Below are 24,313 nucleotides of genomic sequence, written 5' to 3' on the forward strand. Positions count from 1 at the left end.
GAACGGTGCATAACCTCACTTCTTCCGACTTGCTTCGACCTTCGCGAAGCAACTGCGTCCGGCAAGTGGGCCAGTATACTGGCGAGCGTCAACAGCGAGCCTGGTGTTTTCCTGCATCGTTTCCCTGTCTTTGCGCGGCAGGACCTGGCTCGTGCGGTCTTGCCGTTTGTCGCCGCTCAGAACTGCTCGATAGACAGCTCCGAGCCACTCGATGTGCCGCTACGTATCGTTTCCAGCAACGCATTCGCGACCGGCAGGATCTTGTCGGCGTAGTAGCGCGCGGTGGCGAGTTTGGTGCGATGGAAATCGGGGTCTTCGTTAGCCGCGCTTTTTCTCGACGCAATCAGCGCCGCGCGCCCCATCTGCCATCCACCACATACGTAGCCTGCGAGCATCAGGTAGTCGACGGAACTGGCGAGCGCTGCATCGGGTTGCGTCGTCAATGTCTGCACGACCCATGCGGTGGCTTCCTCCAGCGCCTGGACGCTCGTCGTCAACGCTGCGCCGATGGACACCACCTGCGTAGCGGTGCTGCGCACCAGCTCCGCCGCGGTCTCGCGCAGCTCCGCGATCAGTTCGGCCATCCCGGCGCCTCGATCCGACGCGATCTTGCGGCCGACAAGGTCCGCAGCCTGGATGCCGGTCGTGCCTTCGTAGATCGGTGCGATGCGCGCGTCGCGCAGGAACTGGCATGCGCCCGTCTCTTCGATATAGCCCATTCCGCCGTGCACCTGCACGCCCATCGATGCGATCTCGACGCCCAGTTCCGTGCACCATGCCTTCAACACGGGGATCAGAAAATCGACACGCACCTGGCGACGTGCGCGCTCCGCAGCATCGGGGTCGCGATGCGCGCGGTCCATATCCGCGGCCATCACGTAGGCGAAAGCACGCATCGCTTCGACCTGCGACTTCATCGTCAGCAACATGCGCCGTACATCCGGGTGATGAATGATCGCCACAGCGCCGCCCGACCTGCTCGATGCGAGCCGCCCCTGCACGCGCTCCTTCGCATATTCGCGAGCCTGCTGATAAGCGCGCTCCGCAATCGCCAGCCCCTGAATACCGACCTTCTGGCGCGCCTCGTTCATCATCGTGAACATGTGCGCGAGGCCTTTGTTCTCCTGCCCCACCAGATAACCGATCGCACCGCTCTCGTCGCCGAAACTCATCACGCAGGTCGGACTCGCGTGAATGCCGAGCTTGTGTTCGAGCGACACGCAGTGCACGTCGTTGCGTTGCCCCGGCGAGCCATCTGCATTCAGCAGAAACTTCGGCACCACGAACAGCGATATGCCGCGCACGCCCTCGGGCGCATCCGGCGTGCGTGCGAGCACGAGGTGAATGACGTTGTCCGTCATATCGTGATCGCCCCACGTGATGAAGATCTTCTGGCCATACAGGCGATAGTGGTCGTCTTCGGGCACGGCTTTCGTGCGCACAGCGGCGAGATCGGAGCCCGCCTGCGGTTCGGTCAGATTCATCGTGCCGGTCCATGCGCCGCTCACGAGCTTCGGCAGATAGCGTCCTTTCAGTTCGTCTGAGCCGTGTTGACGCAACGCTTCGGTGGCGCCCGCCGTCAACAGAGGACACAGTGCGAACGCCATGTTCGACGAATTCCACATCTCGACGGTCGCCGCTTGCAGCAACTCGGGCAGGCCCTGGCCGCCGAATTCCGGATCGCCGGAAAGGCCGCTCCAGCCGCCTTCCACGAACTGCCCATAGGCTTTCGCAAAGCCGTCGGCTGCAATGACGCCCTCTTTCGACAGGCGCGCGCCCTGCTCGTCGCCGGTCTTGTTGAGCGGCGCGAGTACTTCTGTTGCGAGCCTGGCCGCCTCATCGAGTACAGCGTCGGCGAGTTCGGGCGTCGCCTCTTCGAAGCCCTGCAGCGCGGTTAACCCGTCGAGCCCGGCCAGTTCCGTCATCACGAAGCGCATGTCGCGCAACGGGGCGATATAGGTGCTCATCATGACCTCCAGCGTCAGTTCGCTTGCAGTTTGTCCAGTTCGCCGGACAACTCCGGCAACACCTTGAAAAGATCGCCGACGATCCAGTAATCGGCAACCTGAAAGATCGGCGCCTCTTCGTCCTTGTTGATCGCGACGATCACCTTCGAGTCCTTCATGCCGGCCAGATGCTGGATCGCACCCGAGATGCCGACCGCGATGTAGAGCTGCGGCGCGATCACCTTGCCGGTCTGGCCGACCTGATAGTCGTTCGGCACGAAGCCGGCATCCACGGCAGCGCGCGATGCACCGACTGCCGCGCCCAGTTTGTTCGCGATGTCTTCGAGCAACGCGAAGTTTTCGCCGGAGCCCATGCCCCGGCCACCCGAGATCACGCGCTGCGCCGCTGTCAGTTCCGGGCGTTCGGAGCGTGTCAGTTGCTGGCTCACGAAACGCGAGCCCGGGACTTCGGCGGCCGCTGCGAGCGGTTCGATTGCAGCCGCGCCGCCTTCGGCGAGCGCCGCTGCAAACGCTGTCGTGCGAACCGTGATGATCTTGATGCGGTCCGCACTGCGCACGGTCGCAAGTACATTGCCCGCGTAGATCGGGCGCACGAACGTATCGGCGGATTCGACGGCGACGACATCGGAAATCTGCGCGACGTCGAGCCGCGCAGCGACACGCGGCAGCGCGTTCTTCGCGGTGGTCGTGGCGGGCGCGAGGACGTGGCTGTAGTCTGCGGCGATTGCTTCGATCAACGCGGCCAGGTTTTCCGCGAGCGGATGCGCATAGTGCGGCGCATCGGCAACCCGCACGCGCTTCACACCGGCGATGCTTGCAGCCTGTTCGGCCACAGCCGCGCATTGCGCTCCAGCGACAAGAACATGAATGTCGTCGCCAAGCTGCGCAGCAGCGCTTACGGTGTTCAACGTCGCCGCCTTCAGCGTCTGATTGTCGTGTTCTGCAATAACGAGTATGGACATGCTTTCCTCTTCCGGTCAGATGACGTGAGCAACATTCCTCAGCCTGGCTACAAGATCGGCGGCATCGGCCACGCGCACGCCTGCCTCGCGTTTTGCCGGCTCGGCGAGCTTCAGCGTCGATAGCCGCGGCGCAACGTCGACACCGAGCGCATCGGGTGTTATCACTTCGAGTGGCTTCTTCTTCGCCTTCATGATGTTGGGCAGCGTCGCATAGCGCGGTGTGTTGAGACGCAGATCGGTGGTCACGACAGCCGGCAGGTCGACCTCGATCGTCTCCAGCCCGCCGTCGATCTCGCGCGTCACCGTCGCTTTTCCCGCTTCCACGACGACCTTCGATGCGAATGTCGCCTGCGGCCAGCCGAGCAATGCCGCGAGCATCTGGCCGACCTGATTCGCGTCGTCGTCGATGGCCTGCTTGCCGAGCATCACGAGTTGCGGTTGTTCCTTCTCTACGAGCGCCTTGAGCAGCTTCGCCACGGCCAGTGGCTGCAACTCGATGTCGGTCTCGACGAGAATGGCGCGATCGGCACCGGTTGCGAGCGCCGTACGCAGCGTTTCCTGGCAGCCCGGCACGCCGCAGGACACCACCACCACCTCCGATGCCGCGCCCGCCTCCTTCAACCGCACGGCTTCTTCCACGCTGATTTCATCGAAGGGGTTCATCGACAGCTTCACGTTCGCGATGTCGACGGCGCTGCCGTCGGCTTTCACGCGGACTCTCACATTCGCGTCGACGACGCGTTTCACAGGAACCAGAACTTTCATCGGCGACTCCGTTTAGATGGAAAACTGCGCGACGGCGGCAAGGCTTGGTGCACCGCAATACGATTCGATGCACTAGACATGTCTGCGTCCTCCAGATGGTTGGGCGTATGATTTGTTCATGGTGTCTGAGTGCAGCGCCACGCAGAATCCCCCGTAAAGGGGAGTGCGATGACATGGATGGGGAATGGCAGCCAGGGTCAACCCGAACGCCCGGAGCATCTGATGCACGTGATAGAAGCGACGCCCCCGAAGAGGCCGCCTCTCTTCCTCGCCACGAAAGTCTTTCCGCCGCGCCTGCCCCCTGGGTTGATCGACCGGCCGCGGCTACTCTCTCTCGCCGGCAAGGCGGAATACAAACGGCTCACGGTCATCAAGGCGCCGGCCGGTTTCGGTAAAACCTCGCTGGCGCTCATGTGGCTCAACGAGCTGAATGCAGGCGGCGCCTTTGTCGCCTGGCTATCGCTCGATACCGAGGACGACGAGCCCGCCCGCTTCTTCCATCACCTGGCCCAGGCATTGCGCAACGTCTGCGCGAGCGTCGGGCCGTCCGCGGTCAGCCTGACCACCGAAGCGTCGCTCGTGCCCGCGCATCTGGTCGTGTCGACACTCGTCAACGAACTTATCGAAGTCGACGACGAGGTCTATCTGTTCATCGACGACTATCACCTGATCACGCTGCCCGCCATTCACGATGCGATGTCGTACTTCATCGCGAACGTGTCCTCGAACGTGCATGTCGTGATCTGCACGCGTGCCGATCCACCGCTACCGCTTGCCAACCTCAGAGCGCGCAACGAGTTGCTGGAAATCGATGCGTCGACGCTGCGTTTTAACATCGACGAAACCCGCAGCTTCGTCGAGCACGAATGCCCCGGCGAATTGCGTCCGGCCAGCGTCAAGTCGTTGTTCGCGAGCACGGAAGGCTGGGCCGCGGCGCTGCGCATTTCGGCTTCGGTGCTCGCGCGCGGCGAAGGCAAAACGGATTGGGGTGCGAGCGCGCCGTCCGGTGCGTCCCGGCCGTTCGCCGCCTACCTCGAAGAGATGCTCAAGCGTTTGCCCGCGGACATGGTCGAGTTCATGTTGTGCACGTCGATACTCGATCGCCTGAGCGCATCGCTATGCGAAGCGGTCACCGGTATCGCGACCGAACGGGACATGCTCGAGACGATCTCGGCGCGCCAGTTGCTGCTCGAGCCGATCGATGTCGAAGGACACTGGTTCCGCTATCACCATCTGATGGGCGAATACCTGCGTCAGCGGCTCGAAACGCAACAGCGTGACAAGGTTGCAGTGCTGCATCGGCGCGCGAGCGAGTGGTACGCGAAAGAGGCGCTATGGACCGACGCGGTCAAACACGCGATCGCCGCGGGTGACACCGAAGACGCGGTCGCGCTGATGAGCCACTGCGCCATGGCGCTCGTCACAAAGGGCGATCTGCTGACGCTGCTCGGCTGGCAACGCCAGTTCCCCGCACATCTGATGCGTGGACAGGTCAAGATCAAGCTGGCCATTGCATGGGGCATGGCGCTTGCGATGCGCTTCGACGAAGCGCGCGCGATGCTCGACGAGATCGAACGCGACGCGGGCAGTCACTCAAGCGATGCGCTCGACAACATCCACTGGGAGTGCCAGGCCATCCGTTCGGTGGCGATCGCACTACAGGACGATGCGCCGCGCGCGCTTGCGATCGCGCAGACCTGTCTCGAACGGCCTTCAACCGATAGCTGGACCACCAACGTCGTCTCCAACGTCGTGCGTTTCGGGCACTGGAAAGCCGGTAACCTGCAGGCGCTGTACGCGACACCGTGGATCCCCTACTCCATCGAAGAAGATCAGCGCAACGTATTCGCCTCGGTCTACCGGCTATGCCTGCTCGGCCACGCGGAAATGCAGCAGATGCACTTCGCGCTCGCCGAACGCTATTTCACCGAATCGATGCAACTCGCCGAGCGTCATACGGGTCCGAAATCGATCTCGGTTGCGTTGTGCGCGCCGATGATTGCGCAGATCTGGTACGAGCAGGGACGGCTCGACGAAGCGGAAGCGCTGTTGCTCGATCTGATGCCGGTGATCGATCTGGCGGTGCTGCTCGACAGCACGTTGATTGCCTACCGTGTGCGGATCCGCATCGCGATTGCTCGTGCCGACACTGAGCGCGCCTATACGTTGCTCGATCAGGCGCAGATCCTCGCTTATGCGCGCGGCTGGGACCGGATGATTGCCGGTGTCCTTGTCGAGCGCGCACGGCTCTATCTCGACGAAGGAAGGATGACGGAAGCATCGGCTTGTATCGTGCAAATGAATCAGCTCGTGCGCTCGCATTCCAACGCCGGGCAGGCCGTCTCGCCGGAAATCGAAACCTACCGCGCGATCGCGATGGCCTGGGTCTCGATGGCCCGCAACGATACCGGTGAAGCGCTCACGTCGTTGGCGGCTGCGTTGCAAAGCGTCGAAGACCGGCACGGCGATTATCTTGCCCTGCGCCTGCGCACGGTGCTCGCGCTCGTCTGGTTACGCTCGAACGAGCCGACGCGCGCCGTAGAAATCTTTCGCGAAGTCTTGAGCGCGAACAGCGATATCTACCGCTCGATCATCGACCAGGGGCCGGAAATCGGGCCCCTGCTGCGTGCGGTGCGCGACGACACGCGCTCGACGCCGCAAACGAAGGAGAGCACCGCGTACATCGATCGTCTGCTGGACGGCTGGCGGGCGCTGTACGAGCCCGCCGTGCCCAGGCGCGACATGGAACGCGAGCCGTTGAGCGCACGCGAACGCGGCATTGTCGAGCTGATTGCCCAGGGGCAGTCGAACAAGGAAATCGCACGCACGCTGGGGATTGCACCCGAAACGGTCAAGACACACGTCAAGAACATCTTCGTCAAACTGAACGTCGACAAGCGCGCGCACGCTGTTTCCCGTGCCCAGACACTAGGACTGGTCGCAGCCGGTTAGCGCGGGTCTCAATGCATGACGAAAAGTGTGGCGGCATGAAGCAACAGGCCGACCATGCCGCCTACGAACGTGCCGTTGATCCGCACATATTGCAGGTCGCGGCCGATTTCCGTTTCGATCTTGCGGCTGACTTCTTCTGCGTCCCAGCCTTTGACGACTTCGGTGATCAGCACAGAAACCTGGCGCCCGTAGCGTGTGACGAGTTCACGCGCAAGCGTGAGCCACCATGCGTTCAGCTTGCGTTGAATCTCGGGCTCGCGGCCGATCCGCTTGCCGAGCGACACCAGCATACGGGTGAAAGCGTCGCGCACCGCCGATGGCTCACGGCCGAGATCGGCGATCACATGTTCGCGCAAACGGTCGAGCGGCACGCGGTAATAATCGGCTTGCCTGAAATGACGAATGCAGTCGCGCATCAACGATCTGCCGAAACGACGATGCCCCGGCGAGGTCTGCAACTGCACGATCAACTCGCGCACGGTTTCGTCGAACTGGCGGCGCAGTTCGTGATCCGGACTCGCCGCTGCTTCATGAAGCAGCGCAATGATGCCCTCGACAAATTTCCTGACGATATAGGCATCGAGCCGCGCAGGCGTGTACTTCGACGTTTCGCTGAACTTGGCCTTGATCATTTCGACGTTGGCCACTAACCACTTTTCCAGCGCATCGAGCCCGTGATCGAGCCACGGCTGATGCCGCTCGTCTTCAGTCAGGATCTGGAGCACGTTGCCGGCCATGCGGGAGACGTCGAGCGTACGCAGTTGCGGTATCACCAGATGATCGAAAAACCATTGCACGTCTTTTTCATTCATACCCGCAAGCAGTCCGGCAACGGCATCCGCGGCGACATCGGCGACGCCGCGGCTGTTCGCCGGTTGTGCCAGCCACTGCGCCAGCGCCTTTGCCGCATCGTGACTGCCCAGCCTGTCGACGATGAGGTCCGGCGTCAGAAAATTTTCTTCGACGAAATGACCTAGGCTCTCGGCGATGCGCTGCTGGTTCTGCGAAATGATGGCCGTATGCGGGATCGGCAAACCCAACGGGCGACGAAACAGCGCGACGACCGCATACCAGTCCGCGATCGCACCGACCGTGCCGGCCTCCGCAAACGCTCGCGGCCACGCAAGCCACGGATACTGCGCCTGCCACACCACACATGCGAACAACAACGCGATCATCAGGACGAGCAGGCATAGCGCCGTCCGACGCATGCGCCTCAGGCCCGCTATCTTGCGATCTTCACGTGCGTTGGCAGCGGCATTAATCGACCGCGCCTCATCGCCATCGCCAGCAAAAAAATTCAACCTGCCTCCTGCCTGAGAAACCTGCGCACCACCGGCCCGACTTCGCTCGCGCGCGAGATAAGAAACAGATGACCGTCATCGATCACATAGAGCGTCGAATCGCGGATACGTGCCGCGAGAATTTTTGCGTTGGTCAGCGGCACGATCGGGTCGTCGGTGCCGTGCATGATCATGGTTCGCTGGCGCAGCGCGCCGAGCCACGGCAGGCTGCTCCAGCCGGTCGCGGCCAGCAGTTGATACAGGTAACCGCGACCGCGCGGCGGCTGGATATGCCGGCTGTGCGCCTTTAGCAACGACGGATCGCGCCGGTAAGCGCCTCCGTAGATTTCCGCGCCCACCTCTTGCAGATAGGCGGGATCGGTGTAGCGGCGCGGTCCGATCAGCTTCGACAGCACCGACAGTTTCGCCGGCACCATGATCACGCCCGGCGAGGTTGCCGCGAGAATCAGCCTGCGGCAGCGGCCCGGATACAGACGCGCGAACTGCTGCGCCAGCGCGCCGCCCCACGATACGCCGAGCACGTCGACGGGTCCGTCGTAACCGAGCCGCGTGAGCAGCTTGTCGGCGAGCACCGACAACGTCGAAAAGCGATACGGCACAACGGGCACAGGCGAACCGCCCACACCGGGAATATCGAAGATGATGACGCTCACATCTTCGAGCGCCGCGACGAACGGCTCGACCAGTTCGAGGTTCGCGCCGATGCCGTTGAAAATGAGCAACGGCGGCGACGCATCGCTGCCGTGCCATGTGGCGACACGCAGTGTCTGACCGTCCAGGTCGATCATCTGGATTTGCATGCTGCAAGCTGATTCGGGGCTCGGGTGCATTTCTTGTTTCCGGATGATCTTCTGGAAGGATACCGCGTTGGAGGTTTGGTCAGGCCGCACGGGCACTGCCCCATCACTTCTTCGGTTGCAAGAGCGTCTTCAGTTCCTCGACGTGTTCGGCAACGCGCCGCGACACGACCGCGAAGCTGTCCGACTGTGCACGGTAAGCCGTGCTCGCGAGTTCTTGCATATCGGCGAGTGCCTTGTGCAACGCCTGCTGGACCACTTCGCCCGTATTGGCCGAAGGCTTGACACCCGAGGCCGCCACGCGACCGACGAGCGACTGCAGCTCGGTCAGTGTCGTGCGAAGGATCTCCGACTGCTTCTGGGCCAGCGACTGCACGCCCGCCAGCGCCGTCGTATTGGCTTCTGCAATTGCCTCGATGTCCTTGCGGCGCGACTCGAGAACCGCGTTGACGTCGATGCCGGGCAACTTGAACTGCGTGATGACCTTCTTGTACTCGTCGAAAATACTGTTCGAATTGGTTGTGTCCATTATCGATACTCCAGTGAAACTGCATTAAGAATGTGTTGGCCGCGGCGCGGTCAACGAGGATGCGTCATGCTTCCATGACATAGGTTCCCGGCGCTTTCACGCCAGCGGGATGCTTCGCGCTGCCGACTGCTGCCGGCGCGGTACGGCGCTCGCCGGAGTGATCGACAAGCCACGTGCGCCAGTCGCCCCACCACGAGTCCTTTTCGGTCTGGGCATTGCCGAGCCATGCATCGGCAGTCGCAGGCAACTCCGGGTTATGGAAGAACTTCGCCTTCGGATTGCCCAGCGGATTGATCAGACTTTGAATGTGGCCACTCGAACTCAGCACGAAGCGCGTCTTGCCGCCGAACGTGCGCGCCGTGTTGTACACGCCCTTCCACGGCGTGATGTGATCAGTCATGCCGGCGACGATGTATTTGTCGCAGGTCACTTCGGACAGATCGATCGGCGTACCGAGCACCGTCAGCGCACGAGGTTTGCTGAACAGATTGCCCACGAAGATATCGAGCAGTTGTCCATGCATCTTCGCGGGCAACCGCGTTGCGTCGTTGTTCCAGTAAAGGATGTCGAAAGCGGGCGGCGTTTTGCCGAGCAGATAGTTATTGACCCAGTAGTTCCAGACGAGATCGTTGGGTCGCATCCATGCGAACACACGGCCCATTTCCTCGCCGGCCAGCACGCCCTTCGACGTGCTGTTCTGCTTCGCGGCGGCGATCGCTTCCGGTGTCGCGAAGAGACCGAGTTGCGAGTCGGCGGTATTGTCGAGCACCGCAACCATCAGCGTGGCGGCATGCACGCTCGTGTCGCCGCGGCTGGCGAGGTGGCCGAGCAACGCCGAAATCGTCATCGCCCCCGAACACGCGCCGTGCAGGTTGACGTCCTCGCTACCCGTGATTTCGCGCATAGCCGCGATGGCCTCAAGCAGCGCGGCAACATAGGTATCGAGGTCCCAGTGACTCTGCGCAGCGGTAGGATTGCGCCAGCTCACCACGAACACCTGGAACTCGCTCTTCACGAGGTAATCGACAATGCTCTTGCCTTCGGACAGATCGAACACGTAGTACTTGTTGATCTGCGGCGGCACGATCAGTTGCGGGCGGGTGTACACGTGCTCGGTGGCCGGTGTGTACTGGATCAACTCGAGCACCTCGTTGCGAAACACCACTGCACCCGGCGACGTGGCGAGATTTTCGCCCACCTTGAACGCGCTCCTGTCGACTTGCGCCGGCATCCCCTGGTTCTGCACGACATCGGTCACGAGGTTGCGGATGCCGCCCAGCAGGCTGGCGCCGCCCGAATCGATGATCTTCTTGAGCGCTGCCGGATTGCCGAGCAGCGTGTTGGTCGGCGATACCGCATCGGTGAAGAGCGACAGGACGAACCGCGCGCGTTCCTTGCTCTTGTCGTCGAGCGTCGAGCGGTCGACAAAACCTGTCAACGCGTTGCGCCATGCGACATAGCCTTGCATCGCCATGCGATACAGCGAGTTGCTCTGCCACGCCGGATCGGTGAAACGTTTGTCGCCTTGCGAGGGCGCGAGATCCGCGCTGCCGCCTAACACCGCCATCAGATCGCGAGCGAGTGCGGCTTCCTGCTCGAGAAGCAAGGCCGGTTGCCGCAGCGCCTGAGTGCCGATCTGTTGCGCGGTAGCGAGAATGTCGCGTGGCCGCAGCCCCACGAACGGATTCGGTCCGAGCATGCCTTCCGCGGCAGATGCCGCAACGTCGTTCGCCTGCTCGCTACGTGTCGTGCTTTCGTCATGTGCCGCCATGGTGCTGCTCCTCAAACGTCTCTGTCTGGTTAGCCTGGTTGGCCTGGTTGTGCGATCCGAAGGCTTATGCAGCCGCCACGAGCATCGCCAGGGTTTCGGCAATCAGCGCCGGCTTGTCTTCGTTCTCGATCTGCAATTCGTTCATCGTCTTGACGATGATCCGGCCGCCACCCTTCTTTTCCACCGAGACCAGCGTCACGCGATTTCTCACGCGCGCACCCGCTTTCACCGGCGTCATGAAGCGCACCTTGTCGAGCCCGTAGTTCAGCCCGGCCGATGCGTCCGCGGGAATGATGCCGACCTCGATCGCAGCCGCCGCCAGCAGCGACAGCGTCAGATAGCCGTGCGCGATCGTGCCGCCGAACGGGCTCTCGCGTGTCGCACGCTCCACGTCCACATGAATCCACTGCCGGTCGCCGGTGCATGCTGCGAAGGCGTCGATGCGTGCCTGATCGACGGTGACCCAGTCCGATATGCCCAGTTCACGGCCTACGAAGTCGTCGATCGTGGCGACGCTGTATCCATTGATGCTCATCGTGTCTGCTCCTTAAGGCCGGTCACGCGAACTGTTCGCGCAACCACTTCTTGTTGGTTTTGCCGACGCTCGTTTTCTGCAGTGCTTCGACGAACTTGACGATCTGCGGCACCGCGTACTTCGAGATCCGCCCGGTCTTGCAGAAACCCATCACGTGTTCCTTGACGCCGTCTTCGGTCAACGCCGCGCCCGCCTTCAGCACCACGAGCGCCACCGGCCGTTCGCCCCATTTGTCGTCCTTGATGCCGATCACCGCGACTTCCGCGACATCGGGGTGCTGCGAAATCAGGCTCTCGATTTCAAGCGACGAAATCCATTCACCGCCCGACTTGATGACGTCCTTGATGCGATCGGTGATCTGGATGTTGCCGGTCGCGTCGATGTTCGCGATGTCCTGGGTATGCAGGTAACCGCCAGCCCAGAGTTGCGTGGAGGCATCGGGATTGTTCAGGTAGCCCTGCGTGAGCCACGGTGCACGCGCGACGATCTCGCCGTAGGCCTTGCCGTCGTGCGCAACGTCTTCCATGCTCTCGTTGACGATGCGCAGATCGACGAGCGGAACGGGAAAGCCGGTCTTGCAGCGCAGACGCACCTCTTCATCGCGATCGAGCGGGCCGGTGTGCGGCGGTAGTTGCGCGAGGCTCAAGACAGGACACGTCTCCGACATCCCGTAGCCGACGAAGATATCGATGCCGCGCTCGAGCGCCGCGCTCGCAAGACCATGCGGCAGCGCGCCGCCGCCGATGATCACCTTCCACTTGCTGAAGTCCGCGTGCTTCGCGGTATCGCACGAAAGCAGCATGTGCAGGATCGTGCCGACGCAGTGCGAAAACGTGACGCCTTCGTCGCGGATCAGTTGTACGAGACGCTCGGGTACGTAGCGGCCCGGATAGACCTGCTTCACGCCTAACACGGTGGCGATGTAGGGCATGCCCCAGGCGTGCACATGGAACATCGGCGTGAGCGGCATATAGACGTCGCCGCGATGAAAGCGCTGGCCCGACATCGGACTCGCGAGCGCCGCCATCAAGGTCAGCGTGTGCAGAACCAGCTGACGATGCGAGAAGTACACGCCCTTGGGCAGGCCCGTAGTACCGGTCGTATAGAACGTGGTGGCCCGGGTGTTCTCGTCGAAGTCGGGGAAGTCGTAGCTCGTGGCGCTCGTTGCGAGCATCGCTTCGTATTCGGTAGCGAACGCAATGGTGTGTGCGGTCGGTTCACTACCCGGCTCATCGATCCATACGAAGGTGCGGACCGTTTCGAGTTGATCCTTGATCGCTTCGACCACCGGCAGGAAATCGGTGTGAACGAACAGCACCTCGGCGCCGGCGTGATTGATCGTGTAGGCGATCTCGGCCTCCGACAGGCGCACGTTGACCGTCTGCAGCACGGCACCCATCATCGGGACCGCGAAGTACGCCTCCAGATAGCGGTGGCTGTCCCAGTCCATCACCGCCACCGTGCTGCCGTGCCGCACGCCGAGCCCGTCGAGACCATTGGCGAGCCGCGCAATGCGTTCCTTCAGCGTGGTGTAGGTCATCCGCAGCTTGCCGCGGTAGACGATTTCCTGGTCCGGTGCCTGAACGAACGACGTATGCAGCAACTGCTTGATCAGCAGCGGATAGGCGTACGGGGAAGGCGTGATGTCTTGCACGGCGTCCTGCATCTAAATCTCCTTGAGTCGAGAAATCGATCGGGCTGACACAGGCTGTGGGTACGTATCGCGTGCGGTGGCATCCCGGTTGATGCCATCATCGATTTGATCAGGGGGACGGACTATCCCCCGAACAGGGGAGCGTTATGGGGGTAGGCGCGCCGCGGAGATTGCGGCGCAGACGGGGCCGTTGCAAAAGCGCGTCGCACGAGCCCCGCGTTTGCCCGAAAAGATTGACTGCGCCGCGCGGGAATCGTTACGCTCTCGCCTCGATGGTTCCCGTGATAGGGATAAAAGGGAACGCAGTAGTCGCGTCGATGGATCGACGCTTCGAGTCTGCGGCTGCCCCCGCAACTGTAAGCGGCGAGTCCGTGCCACTCATGGCCACTGGGAAACCGGGAAGGTCGGCACCGGGCGGCGACCCGTGAGCCAGGAGACCTGCCATCAACCGAGGTCCTGCAGCCGCGCCGGGCGGGGTGTCCCGAAGCGCGAGCACCGCGTGATGCGAGTGCGTGTTGCAAGGACGGCTCCGACCTCTGGATCTGTCACATGGCTAGCATCATTAGAAAAACCGCTTTCTTTCAGAAAGCTTTCTCGCGTCGCGTTGCGGGAGTTGCGGGAATTTCCGCCGCCCTCGCCCTTTCGTTCGGTGCATCGATCGCACAGGCGGCTGACGATTCGACGTCGCCACCAGCGCCGCAATCTTCCTCCGACACCACGACCACACTGCCGAACATCGTCGTCACCGGCGATACGCAGCATCTACCGCAATCGTTCGATCAACGGTATGCGACGACGCACGTTCTGACGCGTCAGGATCTCGACCGGCTCTCGCCCGCCGATCCCAGCATCACGCAGGCGCTCGCTACGCTTCCCGGTGTTACCGTTGCGCAGAACGGCGGGCCGGGCGCGACGGCGTCTGTCAGCATTCGCGGTTCGTCGGGTGCGCAGGTTGCCGTGTTTATCGACGGTATCCGCGTGGGCTCCGCGACCACGGGCACAGCGGAATGGGCCGATCTGCCGGCTTCAGCCTTTGAGCGTGTCGAAGTGATTTCAGGTCCCGCGGCGGCTTCGTTCGGCGCCAACGCGGTGGGCGGTGTCGTGCAGCTGTTCACACGCCACTCGGCGAATCAGCCCAACCAGACCACGATCTCCACCGGTGGCGGTTCGAACAAGACGTTTGATACGCAGATTCGTACGTCCGGCAGTATCCCCTCGACCGGCCCACTTGCTGCGCTTGCCGGGCTCACATATTCGCTCGGATTGCACGACTACAACACGGCCGGGATCGATACGACCCAGCCTTACGCATACGGTCACGAAGCAGGCCGCAATCCGTACCACGCGCAGGATATCGACGGCCGCCTCGGCTATGCGCACGGCGACTGGTCGATTTCCACGTTCGCGCTTTATCACCGGTCGGACCTCTCGTACGACAATGCGGGCGGCGATAACCGGCAACTCGATCACCAGTTGACGACGGGCGTCGCATTCCACTGGGACATCGCACCGGACACGCAGTTCGACCAGTCCGTCGGTTACGCGAACGACCGCCAGTTTTACTACACCACCAACAGCCCGGGTATTTCGAGCGACAAGATCGACTCGACGCGTCTCAGCACATCGACGTCGCTCACGCATCAGGAAAAGGGCTTCCGGTTGTTCGGCCTGCCGCTGTCGGGTGAGACGAAGCTTGCCTACGACTTCTCGCGCGAACAAGCCTTCCTGCCTGTCGATATCCCAACCGGCGTGCCGACGCGCAACGATTCCGCGGTGTCGCTCCATCAGTCGGCCACGCTCGGTGCGCTCACGCTGTTCCTCGCGGGACGCCATGAGATTGTCGAAGGCCAGTCGGTCAACACCGGCAATGTCGCCGTGTCGTATGCGATCACGCCCGTCTACACGGCGCGACTGTCATACGGCAACGCGTTCCGTCTGCCGACTTTCAACGATCTGTACTACCCGCAATTCGGCAACCCGAATCTCCGGCCCGAACGCAGCGATTCAGTCGAAGCAGCACTCGACGCGGCCACTTCGTTCGGCAATTTCTCGCTGGCGATTTACAACACCCGCGTGCATAACCTGATTGCGTATAACTCGGCGACCTTCGCGCCCGATAACATCGGCGAAGCGCGTATTCAGGGCATCGACCTCTCGTACAAAGGCACACTCGGCAAGTCCACACCCGTCAGTCTTGCTGTCGGCATCCTGAATCCGCAGGACATCACCGACCGCAGCTGGCTCAATCGTCGCCCGCGTCAAACGGTCAACCTGAGTGTCGATCACACCTGGGATGAGTTCCACCTGCATGCGCTCAGCACGGGCGTCTCTGTGCTGTATGGCGGGACGACGTTTGACGATCAGTTCAATGCGACTTATCTGCCGTCTTATACGCGGGTCGATTTGCGCGCGTCGTATCGGGTTAATTCGCATCTCACGGTGTCGGCGAATCTGTCGAATCTGTTCAACCGGCAGTATGTGACGGCGTATGGATATAACACGCTGGGGCGGACGGCGTTTGGGAAGGTTTCTTATACGTTTTAGGTGGGGGAAGTAAGGCCGGTCGTTGTGGTGTGCCGGTCGGTACTTACGCGTTTGCGGCGAGACGAAAAGCAGCCTCCGCCTGCACGATAACTATCGTGCACGCCCAGTAGGTAATCCGATTCATAGAGCCGCGCTTTGGGGTCGACTCGACCGGCGCGTTGAGCCCGCTCCAGCCTCCGGCGCATCAACTGACGTCCCCATCGGTCCGGGCTGGCGTCACTGAATGCGCCAAACGTCTCCTGTCCCTGAGGCGGATATTGCCGCCCCGCAAACCAGCCGAGCCGCGGGTCGAGATTGAAAGAAGGAGCGCATCTGCACTGGAAGTTGTGCCGATTGTGAGCGACACCGCCGCTCGACAGAACGCGGCCGACGTTGGAAAGGTTTAGCAATAACGAACTGGTTCAGCGGCTACGCATCTCGAAGCACTGCTCGTGCACTTGCGGCGATGATGGTCAGCAGGACAACCAGCCCGAGAAGTGCAGAGGCAAGTGAAGTGTAGCGTGCAAGGGCTCCTATTAGCGCGGGACCCACAAAGACTCCGCAGTACCCGATCGTCGTCATCGCAGCGACGGCGGTACTTGTTGGCATGATCTTCTGCTTTCCGACCGATGAAAAAAGAACCGGCGCGATATTGGAGCAACCGGCTCCCACAAGTGCGTAGCCGAATAGATCCACGACCCAGGACGTCGCGAACGAGACAACGAGGAACCCCGTAGCCGCACATAAGCTGCCGGCAACGACGACACGCGTTTTTCCAAGGCGATTGACGACGCGATCACCGGTAAGACGCCCCATGGTCATCAGTGCCGCAAATGCGGCGTACCCATACCCCGCATAAGCATGAGACATCCCTCTTTCTGACGTGAGGAACACACCGCTCCAGTCGAGCACCGCGCTCTCGGTCAGAAAAACGATGAAAGTGAAGACGCTCAGAATCAGCACGATTCCGTGAGGGATAGCAAAGACGCTTGCCTGGCCGGCTTGCGGCTCTGCAATCAAGGCGGGGTACGCGTAGAACAGGGCAACCACCATAAGCGCGGCCGCGAAAGCTGTCGATCCTCCGTGCGATAAACCCACGGTGAGGAGCAGGCTGCCCCCCGCAGCGCCGACGATACCGCCGATACTATAAAACGCGTGAAAACCCGACATGATTGAACGTCCGAAATTTCGCTCGACTTCGATCGCCTGGATATTCATCGCCACGTCAACCACTCCCGCAGCCATACCGAAGAACGTCAGAGCGAAAATTGCAGATAGCACGTCATGTACGAACGCGAGAGCAGGAAGCGTAGCGCAAAGGAGCACGGTGGCTATCGTTATCACCGTCCTGCAACCGAACCTGGAGGTCAATCCTCCCGCGAACGGCATCGCCACCATCGAGCCGGCACCCAGGCAAAGCAGCAGAAGTCCGAGCTGGCCATCGTCAAGCCCAACTCTGGCCTTAACGAATGGAACGAGCGGCGCCCAGGAGGCTCTCCCATAACCGGCCACAAGAAAGATAGCGCGCGTCGCAGCCTGGCGACTACCAAAGGATGATTTGTGTAACGTTAGATCAGACGGCATGAACTGACGGATGTTGTGAGTTGTGTGTAGCGGCATCGCTCTCGCATGGAGCAGAGTGCATGACCGGAGGATCTGGGAAACGCTTTCTTTCAAGTCCGAACCAGGCAACCGCCACGATGACGAAACAGCGGACAAAGTAGTGAACAAGAATATCCATCGGCGGTTGCAATCCAAAGGCAGCAAATCCACTCTTAGGCACTGGCTCGGCGGCAAACCGGGCAACCAGGGAACCTGCGCCGCAGAGTTCCCCGCTCTTCCAGTCAAACGGCGTGGTAATCAGCCAGCCTGTGAACAGCCGCGGCGGCCGCATCAAGACGTGTCGCATCAAGCTTGCCGCTCTGCACGGCCTTCTCGATGGATACCGCAATTTCATCGATGTGCGGCACGGCCTTGGGTGACAACAAGACTAGATCTGCGCCAGCTACAAGTGCATCGACCGTGGTATCGCCGAGTGACCGGTTCCCGATGGTCGCCTTGTGGTCGATGTCACAGGTCATAACCAGCCCACCAAACTCCAGTTCCTCCCGCAAGAGCGCGATCAATGCAGCCGACAATGACCCCGCTGTCACAGGCTGGGTTGCCTCAAAGCGCGCCGGCCCCATCATCACAGCGCTCACGCCCTCTTCGATTCCAACCCGGAACGCACCCCATTGAGCCCGCAGTTCATCCAGCGAGGAAGGTACCGTTGCTTCCGGTGTGCCCGGATGGCCTTCCAGTACGGGATGCCCGGGGAAATGCTTCAGAGTCGTCTTCAAGCCTGCACGACGAGCGCCGCGAACATATGAACGCACCATTCGCGATGCGGTCTCGGGATCGTCGGCCAGCGTACGGCCCTCGAGCCACGGGTTCTTTCCTGTCAAAACGTCGGCGGTTGGAGACAGGACGAGATTGATCCCGGCGTCGACCACTCCACATGCGGCCTCAAAAACGATCTGTTCCAGCTCTGGTCCTGACATCCGCCGCGCGGCTTCACGCGATGGCAGTGGTGCGCATACTCCCTGCAACCGATGGACGGCAGCGATATCCGCGTCGGCTGCCAATATCAGTTGGCCTGCACGCGTCGTCACCGTTCTGATCGCATCCTGCCAGGCATCGAGCGTTTCCCGCTTGAGCCTCTGGTCGCTCATTCTGCCGGTGACGTATTCGTCCCCCGTCTCCCCGAACAGGAGGCTCCTGCCACCATTGTCCAGGAAGCGAGCGATATGATCGTCGATGTCCAGCGTTTCAAGCACCGGAAACAGCACGGCATGCGCGAGGCGAGATACTTCGCTGGTCACGGTTACGTGCTCCTTGCGGTAAGCGTCCCGACGGCGCGCCCCGTCTCCAGGTTTCGCGCCAGCGAGCGCACCCGGTGAGCCGCTTCTGCAAGCCGCTCCTGTGCAAGTGCCCCACTCTTTACGGCTTCGACGATAGTCCCGACGATGACATCAAGACCCGATTGACTGGAGACAAGCAACAGGTCGGTGCCCGCAACCAGCGACGCGACTGCCGTCGCCGCGATTGTCCGGCCGCGCAGGATACCGGGCGCGTCAATATCGTCCGAGACGATCAGGCCTTGGAAAGCAAGCTCTCCCCGCAGAAACGACAGCGTGTCATGCGAGGTACTGGAGGGTTTGTCGGCATCGATAGCTGGCACTAGCGCCGGACCTGCCATCACCGCACTCACACCTGCATCGATCACATCTCTGAACACACCGATCGTGGGTTGCAGTTCATCCAGGGTGGCCTTGACCACCGCCTCATGCAATGCCGGATCGAGCTCCGTCACAGGATGTCCAGGGAAGTGCTTCGCTGAAGCAGCGACACCGGCCGCCTGCACACCGCGCACAAACGCGCATGCGATACGGCTCACTTCAGCCGCATCGGCGCCAAGGTTTCGACGCTCGAGCCACGGGTTGATACCGGTGACCACGTCGATTATCGGCGCCAGGAACAGATTGACACCCAGACCCCGGGCAGCTGTCGCTACCGCGGCCGACTGCTGCGTGATTTCGTCCGCGGAAAGGCTACGCGCCGTTTCGAAGTCTGGTAGAGCCGGTGCCAGCCGATGCAGACGCTGAATGCCGCCGAGCTCTTGATCGATGGCCACGATGACGCCGCTTCCGGCATGACGTCGCGCGAGTTCAACGACATGTTCGAAGTTGGCAGCGGTCTCATGCGCACGCCGTTCGTCACTCATGGCACGCGCGACATACTCCTCGCGGCTTTCGCCGAGGAGGATGGAGACGCCACCGTTATCGAGGTAACGCAGAACCACGTCGTCGAGTTCAAGACCGCCAAAGGCCGGGAGCAGGACCGCGTGAGCGTCCTGAATAAGATCGTTCAAGGAAATATCTCCAGTCGGGTAAAGGTGCGCCACAAAAAAGCGCGCTGTGGCGCGTATCGATCTCTGCTTGCTATAGCAATTTATAGCGCAGTATAGATCGATTTATGGACCCGTCAAGGACGAACACGCACAAAACGACGCTCGATTATGCTCGATCCGGATTCGATGAACAACGTCGCCTGACGGTCTATTCGTCGTGGAGGCTCCGGTCGATTGCGGGCCCCACCTGAAAATCGCGAAATGTCACTTCAAAGCCAGCTCGCTCCGGAGAGCAGCACATCACGCCTACGTCGATGCTTTCGGTAGGAGGAAAATACGCCAGTCTCACGAGCTGCCACCGCTTGTCCGATTCGCGTAGATACTGAATCCGCACGGCTGAAGCGTGCCTCGTCAAGCGCAATCGCAACGCGTTGGCCGAGCTCGCCAGAGGCTGCATCGACCAGTCGGAATAGTTATTGGTAACGACGACAGACATGCAGAGTTGACCGTCAGAGAATTCTGTCCCGGCTTTGATCCAGTGCGCCTCGCTTTGACGCATCATCAAACCGGCCTGGTCGTACAGGACCTCGTAGCGAGCATCGACCGCGACCTCTGCGGAAAAATCTCCTGTCACGGTGACGTATCCAAAATGCCCCGTATCGCGCCAGAAATCATAGAAAGTCCCGCGCCAGAAATCTGTCCGATCAGCGGTTTTGACCCACAAGGCGCCGGAGCGAATCTCAGATGCCTGCGGCGCGTTAAACCAACTCAGCTCATGCAAACTTGCCATCTGTCACCTCGTTTTCATCGGTGTTGCCGGGGCCCTGCAACACCACGGTTCAACCTGCCCCTCAGCGAAGCCAGCCACCAGATGGCGCCCATTGCGAGTGCCGCAAGTGTGGTGATGGCCGCGTCATGATTCTCATCGGGTAACGTCAGCGTGACGATGACGACCAGGGTCCATGCCCCACCGGTCACGATCATGGGCACAAGCCAGCGGCCAAGATCGAACACCCCTTGCGGCGCGCTCGGCATATCGCCGCGGCGATGTGCCAGATAAGCGGCGACCAGGGTCAGAAAGTAAGTCAGGTAGTACGTCAAACCCACCATCGAGTAAATCGCCGTGACAAATCCACCGCTCGCGAGATTCAGCACTACCGCAATGACCGTGATCAGGACAATTGCGCCTACAGGCGTGCCGAACCTCGGATTGACGGACGACAGAAACCCAGAGCCAGGTAGCATCTTGTCCCGCGACAACGCAAACGCCATACGCGTCGCCACCGCCATGTTCGCAATCAGACAGGCGAGAATCGACGCGAACGCTACGACAACCATCACACTGCCCGCGACGCGCCCGAGTTGCAACCGGACGAGATGAATGACGGGGTTCTCCGAATGAGCCAGAAGCTGCTCTACCGACCCCGGAATTGCCATTCCCAGCAAAGCGAACACGACGATGCCGAGGACACTCGATACCACGACCGCCCTGATCATTGCCCGAGGCGCGGTCTTGCGAGGATCCCGGGTTTCTTCGGCAAGGTCTGCGGCACCTTCCCATCCCAACAGCACGGAAACCGGCAGAAGCGTTGCAAGTGCGATCGTAACGAAATGAATTGGCTGCTTGCTGACGGGATTAGTGTCGACCAGAATTCCCAATCCTTGCGTGTGAGGAAAAAAGAAGAAGACTCCTCCGATCAACGCGAGCGTCAGTACGACCGTGCCGATGAGCTCGATACATGCCCCAGGTCGTTCATTCGTGTTGCGATCCTGATGCCGAACACATTCAGGACACCGACGACAACCGTTGCGCCGATACTCAACAGCTGAATCTGCAACTGCGTCGGGTTGGGCCATATCTCAGGCGCAAACACACTTCCGATCGCCGCCGACGTCGCAGCCGTACCGGCAGCAAAAGAGATGAACGCCACCCACCCGGTGAACCAGCCGAAGTGATTCCCAGCCAGCCGGCTCGACCACTGGTAGGCATAGCCCGTCAGTGGAATCCGTCCCGCGAGGTGCGAATAAACCATCACGATGCAGAACACCAGCGGAATGACGACGAGCCACAGCAGAATGCCCACGCCACCCACCCGGGTGAATGGATCCGAAAAAAGGGTGACCACCCCTGTGTTGATCGAAACCATCGAGAACGCAAGGGCGAAGGACGTGAAGGATCCCATCGTGCGATGTAGCTTCTGCTGGTAACCCAGCGTCGCGAGATCCGCATCGTCGGAGGCTACCTGCTGCTCATCGCTCACTTCCGGGGCGCGTGCATCGTAGGCCGTGGAGGGGACACTCATTTGACGTTCTCCTCGATCATTCCCAGCACCTCGTCGAGGACATCAAGGGCACGCGCAAGCAAAGGACGCTCGATGTCCAGCGGCGGCTTGATCTTGATGAGATTGCCCAGGCCGGCGTAGCGACTTTCGCCGAACAGCACGCCACGCTCAACGCCGAGCCGATACACCTCCTGCGATTCGCGCCGTGCAGGTGTCTTCTTTTCCCGATCGGTAACGAGCTCGAACGACACCATCAGACCCGGGCAGCGGACCTCGCCAATCAGCTTGCGGCGCTTCTGCATCTCGAGCAGTCGCTGGGTTGCATATTCGCCCGATTCCTTTGCTTTCGCGCAAAGGTTGTCTGCCTGAATGGCTTCAATCGTGGCCACGCCTGCCGCGAGCGATACGGGGAAGTGACCAAAAGTGAGTGCCTCTTCTCCTTCATCGAACCACGTGAGACGTTCATCGGCGAGGATACCGGCGAGCGGGAAACCACCGCCGACGCCCTTGCCGAACACAATGATGTCGGGCAAAACATCGTAGTACTCCGCGGCCCACATCGTGCCCATGCGGCCGAAGCCTGTCTGAACCTCGTCCAGAATGAACAGGACGCCGTGGCGATCGCAGATTTCACGCACCCCCTTGTAATACGAATGCGGAAATTCTATGTGACCGCCGTTTCCCTGTATCGGCTCCATCATCACCGCGGCTACGGGACCGTCGACGCCTTTAGTGATCGCGTCCTCGAGGAGCCCAAGGCACAACTGCGATTCCGTCTCGGGGTCCATTCCGAGGCGGCTGCGATACGGATAGGGATGCGGAACACGTGTAAATCTCGGCTGGATCGGCAGGAACGGATTGTTCGGATGCGGCCAGCTGGCGCCAAGCGTCGCCAGCGAGCGACCGTGGTATCCGTCCTGCAGGACGATCAGGTTCTGTGCACCCGGACGACTCTTGAAGGCGAGCTTCATCGCCATTTCGCCAGCGAGGCTGCCATGCAACGCAAAGCCGATCTGGTTCAGGTTCCCGGGGGCGATTTCCTGCAGTTTCTTGACGAGCGCGCGACGCGGCAGTGAGTCGAAGTTCGGCCGGATGTGCATCATCTCGCGGGTTTGAGCAATCGCCGCCTCGACCACCCGTGGGTCATTTGCACCGAGGTTGTTGGACCACGCCTGCGCCGTGCAGTCGATGTACTCCTTGCCCGTGTCGTCCCACACAAGAGATCCCCGTGCGCGTACGAGCGTGATTTTGTCCGAGGACTTCAGGCCAGCAACTTCTTCCGTTGTGAATGCGTCTTTCCCACTCATGTCTCTATCTCCTGTTTCGCGGGGCGCCAGAACTGCGCCTTCGACCGAATGCTAGGAGGTGTAAACGCTGGCTAGAATGACGAAAAAAAGATGTATATATTGGAAATACCAATAAATGACGGCACGGTACCTACGGGGCACTGCTGCAATGGAGTTTTCGATGCATAACTTTGGATTCGATCTGCGGCAATTGCGTGCCTTCGTGACGGTCGCCTCCGAGCTCAACTTCCTTCGGGCCGCGCATCTATTGCACGTGTCGCAGCCGACACTTTCGCAGACCATCCGGCAACTGGAAGGAACCCTCGGCGTCTCCCTTTTCAATCGCAACACCCGCAACGTTGCCCTAACGGAAGCGGGTGAAGAACTGGTCAAAGACGCGAAAAAGATTCTGGACTACGCCCAAAAATTCATCGAAAACGCGGACGATCATGTTCGGGGAATACGAGGCGTACTCAATGTGGGGTTCCTGACAGGTACAGGTGTTGACTTGATGCCCGAGGTATTGCGTGCCTTTGGTGAAAAATATCCAGAGGTCCGCGTGCTGGTCAAAGAGTTCGACTTCTCAAAGCCGGAGGCAGGCATCAATGAGGGCATGGATGTCGCGATACTCAGGCCACCGGTGAGCACCGAGGGTGTTGAACTTGAGATCCTGCTCGAAGAAACGTGCGTGGCATGCCTGCCTCAGGCTCATCGTCTGGCCAAGGCCGCTAACCTGAGCATTTATGACCTTCTGGACGAGCCCATCGTCGCGGCGCCCAGCCAGGGTATCTGGCGCAATTACTGGATTGCTGACGACTACCGTGGCGGACGAGGAGCCAAAGTCGTTCACGAAGCCGCAACCGTGGAGAGCGAACTTCAGGCGGTCGCATCAGGGCGCGGGATCAGCATCACTGCGTTGTCGACAGCCCTCTTCTATTCGAGGCCGGGTGTCGTTTTCCCTCCCATTCGCGACATGCCGCCATGCCGCATAGCGGTCGCCCTGCCTCAGACGGCCACGAAGGCCGCCCGCAATTTTGCTGATATTGCGGTGAGTGTCGCTGAAGAGCACCGTACACGCGAAGCCGTCTGAGCGGTTG

Annotated in this window: 19 protein-coding genes and 1 riboswitch; of the genes, 3 read left to right on the top strand and 16 right to left on the bottom strand. The window is 61.0% G+C overall.

What is annotated here, in order from left to right; all coding sequences use genetic code 11:
- Window positions 1-176 precede the first annotated feature (176 nt).
- From M0D65_RS11175 to M0D65_RS11185, 3 genes are read right to left on the bottom strand one after another with little or no spacing between them, the layout of a single operon-like run.
- On the bottom strand, window positions 177-1,970 hold the full coding sequence (locus tag M0D65_RS11175; RefSeq protein WP_266252724.1) for an acyl-CoA dehydrogenase C-terminal domain-containing protein: 1,794 nt from the start codon (window positions 1,968-1,970) through the stop codon (window positions 177-179).
- An 11-nt stretch (window positions 1,971-1,981) separates the two neighbouring features.
- The gene (locus M0D65_RS11180) at window positions 1,982-2,929 is read right to left on the bottom strand and encodes an electron transfer flavoprotein subunit alpha/FixB family protein (RefSeq protein WP_266252725.1); all 948 of its coding nucleotides are present in this window, start codon (window positions 2,927-2,929) and stop codon (window positions 1,982-1,984) included.
- Between the two features lie 15 nt (window positions 2,930-2,944).
- Entirely contained in the window at window positions 2,945-3,694 is a 750-nt protein-coding gene (locus M0D65_RS11185) for an electron transfer flavoprotein subunit beta/FixA family protein (protein ID WP_266252726.1), read from the bottom strand.
- A gap of 168 nt (window positions 3,695-3,862) precedes the next feature.
- On the opposite strand from M0D65_RS11185, the gene M0D65_RS11190 reads away from it, so the two are divergent.
- Window positions 3,863-6,646 (top strand): LuxR C-terminal-related transcriptional regulator, encoded by a 2,784-nt coding sequence (locus M0D65_RS11190; protein WP_266252727.1) that lies wholly within the window; start codon window positions 3,863-3,865, stop codon window positions 6,644-6,646.
- 8 nt (window positions 6,647-6,654) lie between these two features.
- Here M0D65_RS11190 and M0D65_RS11195 read toward each other — a convergent pair whose 3' ends face one another.
- From M0D65_RS11195 to M0D65_RS11220, 6 genes are all read right to left on the bottom strand, one after another.
- Complete coding sequence (locus M0D65_RS11195) at window positions 6,655-7,950, bottom strand: DUF445 domain-containing protein (protein WP_266252728.1); 1,296 nt, start codon at window positions 7,948-7,950, stop codon at window positions 6,655-6,657.
- The gene (gene phaZ / locus M0D65_RS11200) at window positions 7,947-8,780 is read right to left on the bottom strand and encodes a poly(3-hydroxyalkanoate) depolymerase (protein WP_091013699.1); all 834 of its coding nucleotides are present in this window, start codon (window positions 8,778-8,780) and stop codon (window positions 7,947-7,949) included. Before phaZ ends, M0D65_RS11195 begins: the two co-directional genes overlap by 4 nt.
- A 73-nt stretch (window positions 8,781-8,853) precedes the next feature.
- Window positions 8,854-9,276, bottom strand: a complete 423-nt coding sequence (locus M0D65_RS11205; protein ID WP_266252729.1) for a phasin family protein — start codon at window positions 9,274-9,276, stop codon at window positions 8,854-8,856.
- A 64-nt stretch (window positions 9,277-9,340) separates the two neighbouring features.
- Window positions 9,341-11,047, bottom strand: a complete 1,707-nt coding sequence (locus M0D65_RS11210; protein ID WP_266252730.1) for an alpha/beta fold hydrolase — start codon at window positions 11,045-11,047, stop codon at window positions 9,341-9,343.
- A gap of 64 nt (window positions 11,048-11,111) precedes the next feature.
- Window positions 11,112-11,582 carry a MaoC family dehydratase gene (locus tag M0D65_RS11215; RefSeq protein WP_266252731.1) on the bottom strand — a complete coding sequence of 157 codons (471 nt, stop codon included), beginning with the start codon at window positions 11,580-11,582 and terminating at the stop codon, window positions 11,112-11,114.
- 22 nt (window positions 11,583-11,604) lie between these two features.
- Complete coding sequence (locus M0D65_RS11220; RefSeq protein WP_266252732.1) at window positions 11,605-13,248, bottom strand: fatty acid--CoA ligase; 1,644 nt, start codon at window positions 13,246-13,248, stop codon at window positions 11,605-11,607.
- Window positions 13,249-13,492: 244 nt separating this feature from the next.
- Window positions 13,493-13,697, top strand: a riboswitch (cobalamin riboswitch).
- An 88-nt stretch (window positions 13,698-13,785) separates the two neighbouring features.
- Between M0D65_RS11220 and M0D65_RS11225 the strand changes: the two genes are divergently transcribed.
- Complete coding sequence (locus tag M0D65_RS11225; protein WP_266252733.1) at window positions 13,786-15,780, top strand: TonB-dependent receptor; 1,995 nt, start codon at window positions 13,786-13,788, stop codon at window positions 15,778-15,780.
- Between the two features lie 408 nt (window positions 15,781-16,188).
- On the opposite strand, the gene M0D65_RS11230 is transcribed toward M0D65_RS11225, so the two are convergent.
- The 7 genes from M0D65_RS11230 to M0D65_RS11260 form a co-directional block, all read right to left on the bottom strand.
- The gene (locus M0D65_RS11230; RefSeq protein ID WP_308076658.1) at window positions 16,189-17,379 is read right to left on the bottom strand and encodes an MFS transporter; all 1,191 of its coding nucleotides are present in this window, start codon (window positions 17,377-17,379) and stop codon (window positions 16,189-16,191) included.
- A gap of 224 nt (window positions 17,380-17,603) precedes the next feature.
- Window positions 17,604-18,620, bottom strand: coding sequence for a glycoside hydrolase family 3 N-terminal domain-containing protein (locus M0D65_RS11235; protein ID WP_266252734.1), 1,017 nt, complete (start codon window positions 18,618-18,620; stop codon window positions 17,604-17,606).
- Window positions 18,621-18,622: 2 nt separating this feature from the next.
- The gene (locus tag M0D65_RS11240) at window positions 18,623-19,669 is read right to left on the bottom strand and encodes a glycoside hydrolase family 3 N-terminal domain-containing protein (protein WP_266252736.1); all 1,047 of its coding nucleotides are present in this window, start codon (window positions 19,667-19,669) and stop codon (window positions 18,623-18,625) included.
- 187 nt (window positions 19,670-19,856) lie between these two features.
- Entirely contained in the window at window positions 19,857-20,438 is a 582-nt protein-coding gene (locus tag M0D65_RS11245; protein ID WP_266252737.1) for a DUF1349 domain-containing protein, read from the bottom strand.
- Between the two features lie 14 nt (window positions 20,439-20,452).
- On the bottom strand, window positions 20,453-21,349 hold the full coding sequence (locus M0D65_RS11250; protein WP_266252955.1) for an APC family permease: 897 nt from the start codon (window positions 21,347-21,349) through the stop codon (window positions 20,453-20,455).
- 8 nt (window positions 21,350-21,357) lie between these two features.
- Window positions 21,358-21,951: an amino acid permease gene (locus M0D65_RS11255; protein ID WP_266252738.1), complete on the bottom strand. Its 594-nt coding sequence runs from the start codon at window positions 21,949-21,951 to the stop codon at window positions 21,358-21,360.
- Complete coding sequence (locus M0D65_RS11260; protein ID WP_266252740.1) at window positions 21,948-23,237, bottom strand: aspartate aminotransferase family protein; 1,290 nt, start codon at window positions 23,235-23,237, stop codon at window positions 21,948-21,950. Before M0D65_RS11260 ends, M0D65_RS11255 begins: the two co-directional genes overlap by 4 nt.
- Window positions 23,238-23,397: 160 nt before the next feature.
- On the opposite strand from M0D65_RS11260, the gene M0D65_RS11265 reads away from it, so the two are divergent.
- Window positions 23,398-24,306, top strand: coding sequence for a LysR family transcriptional regulator (locus tag M0D65_RS11265; protein ID WP_266252742.1), 909 nt, complete (start codon window positions 23,398-23,400; stop codon window positions 24,304-24,306).
- Window positions 24,307-24,313: the final 7 nt, after the last annotated feature.

This window comes from Paraburkholderia sp. CHISQ3, assembly GCF_030464945.1.
In the GTDB taxonomy this organism is placed as follows: Bacteria; Pseudomonadota; Gammaproteobacteria; order Burkholderiales; family Burkholderiaceae; genus Paraburkholderia; species Paraburkholderia megapolitana.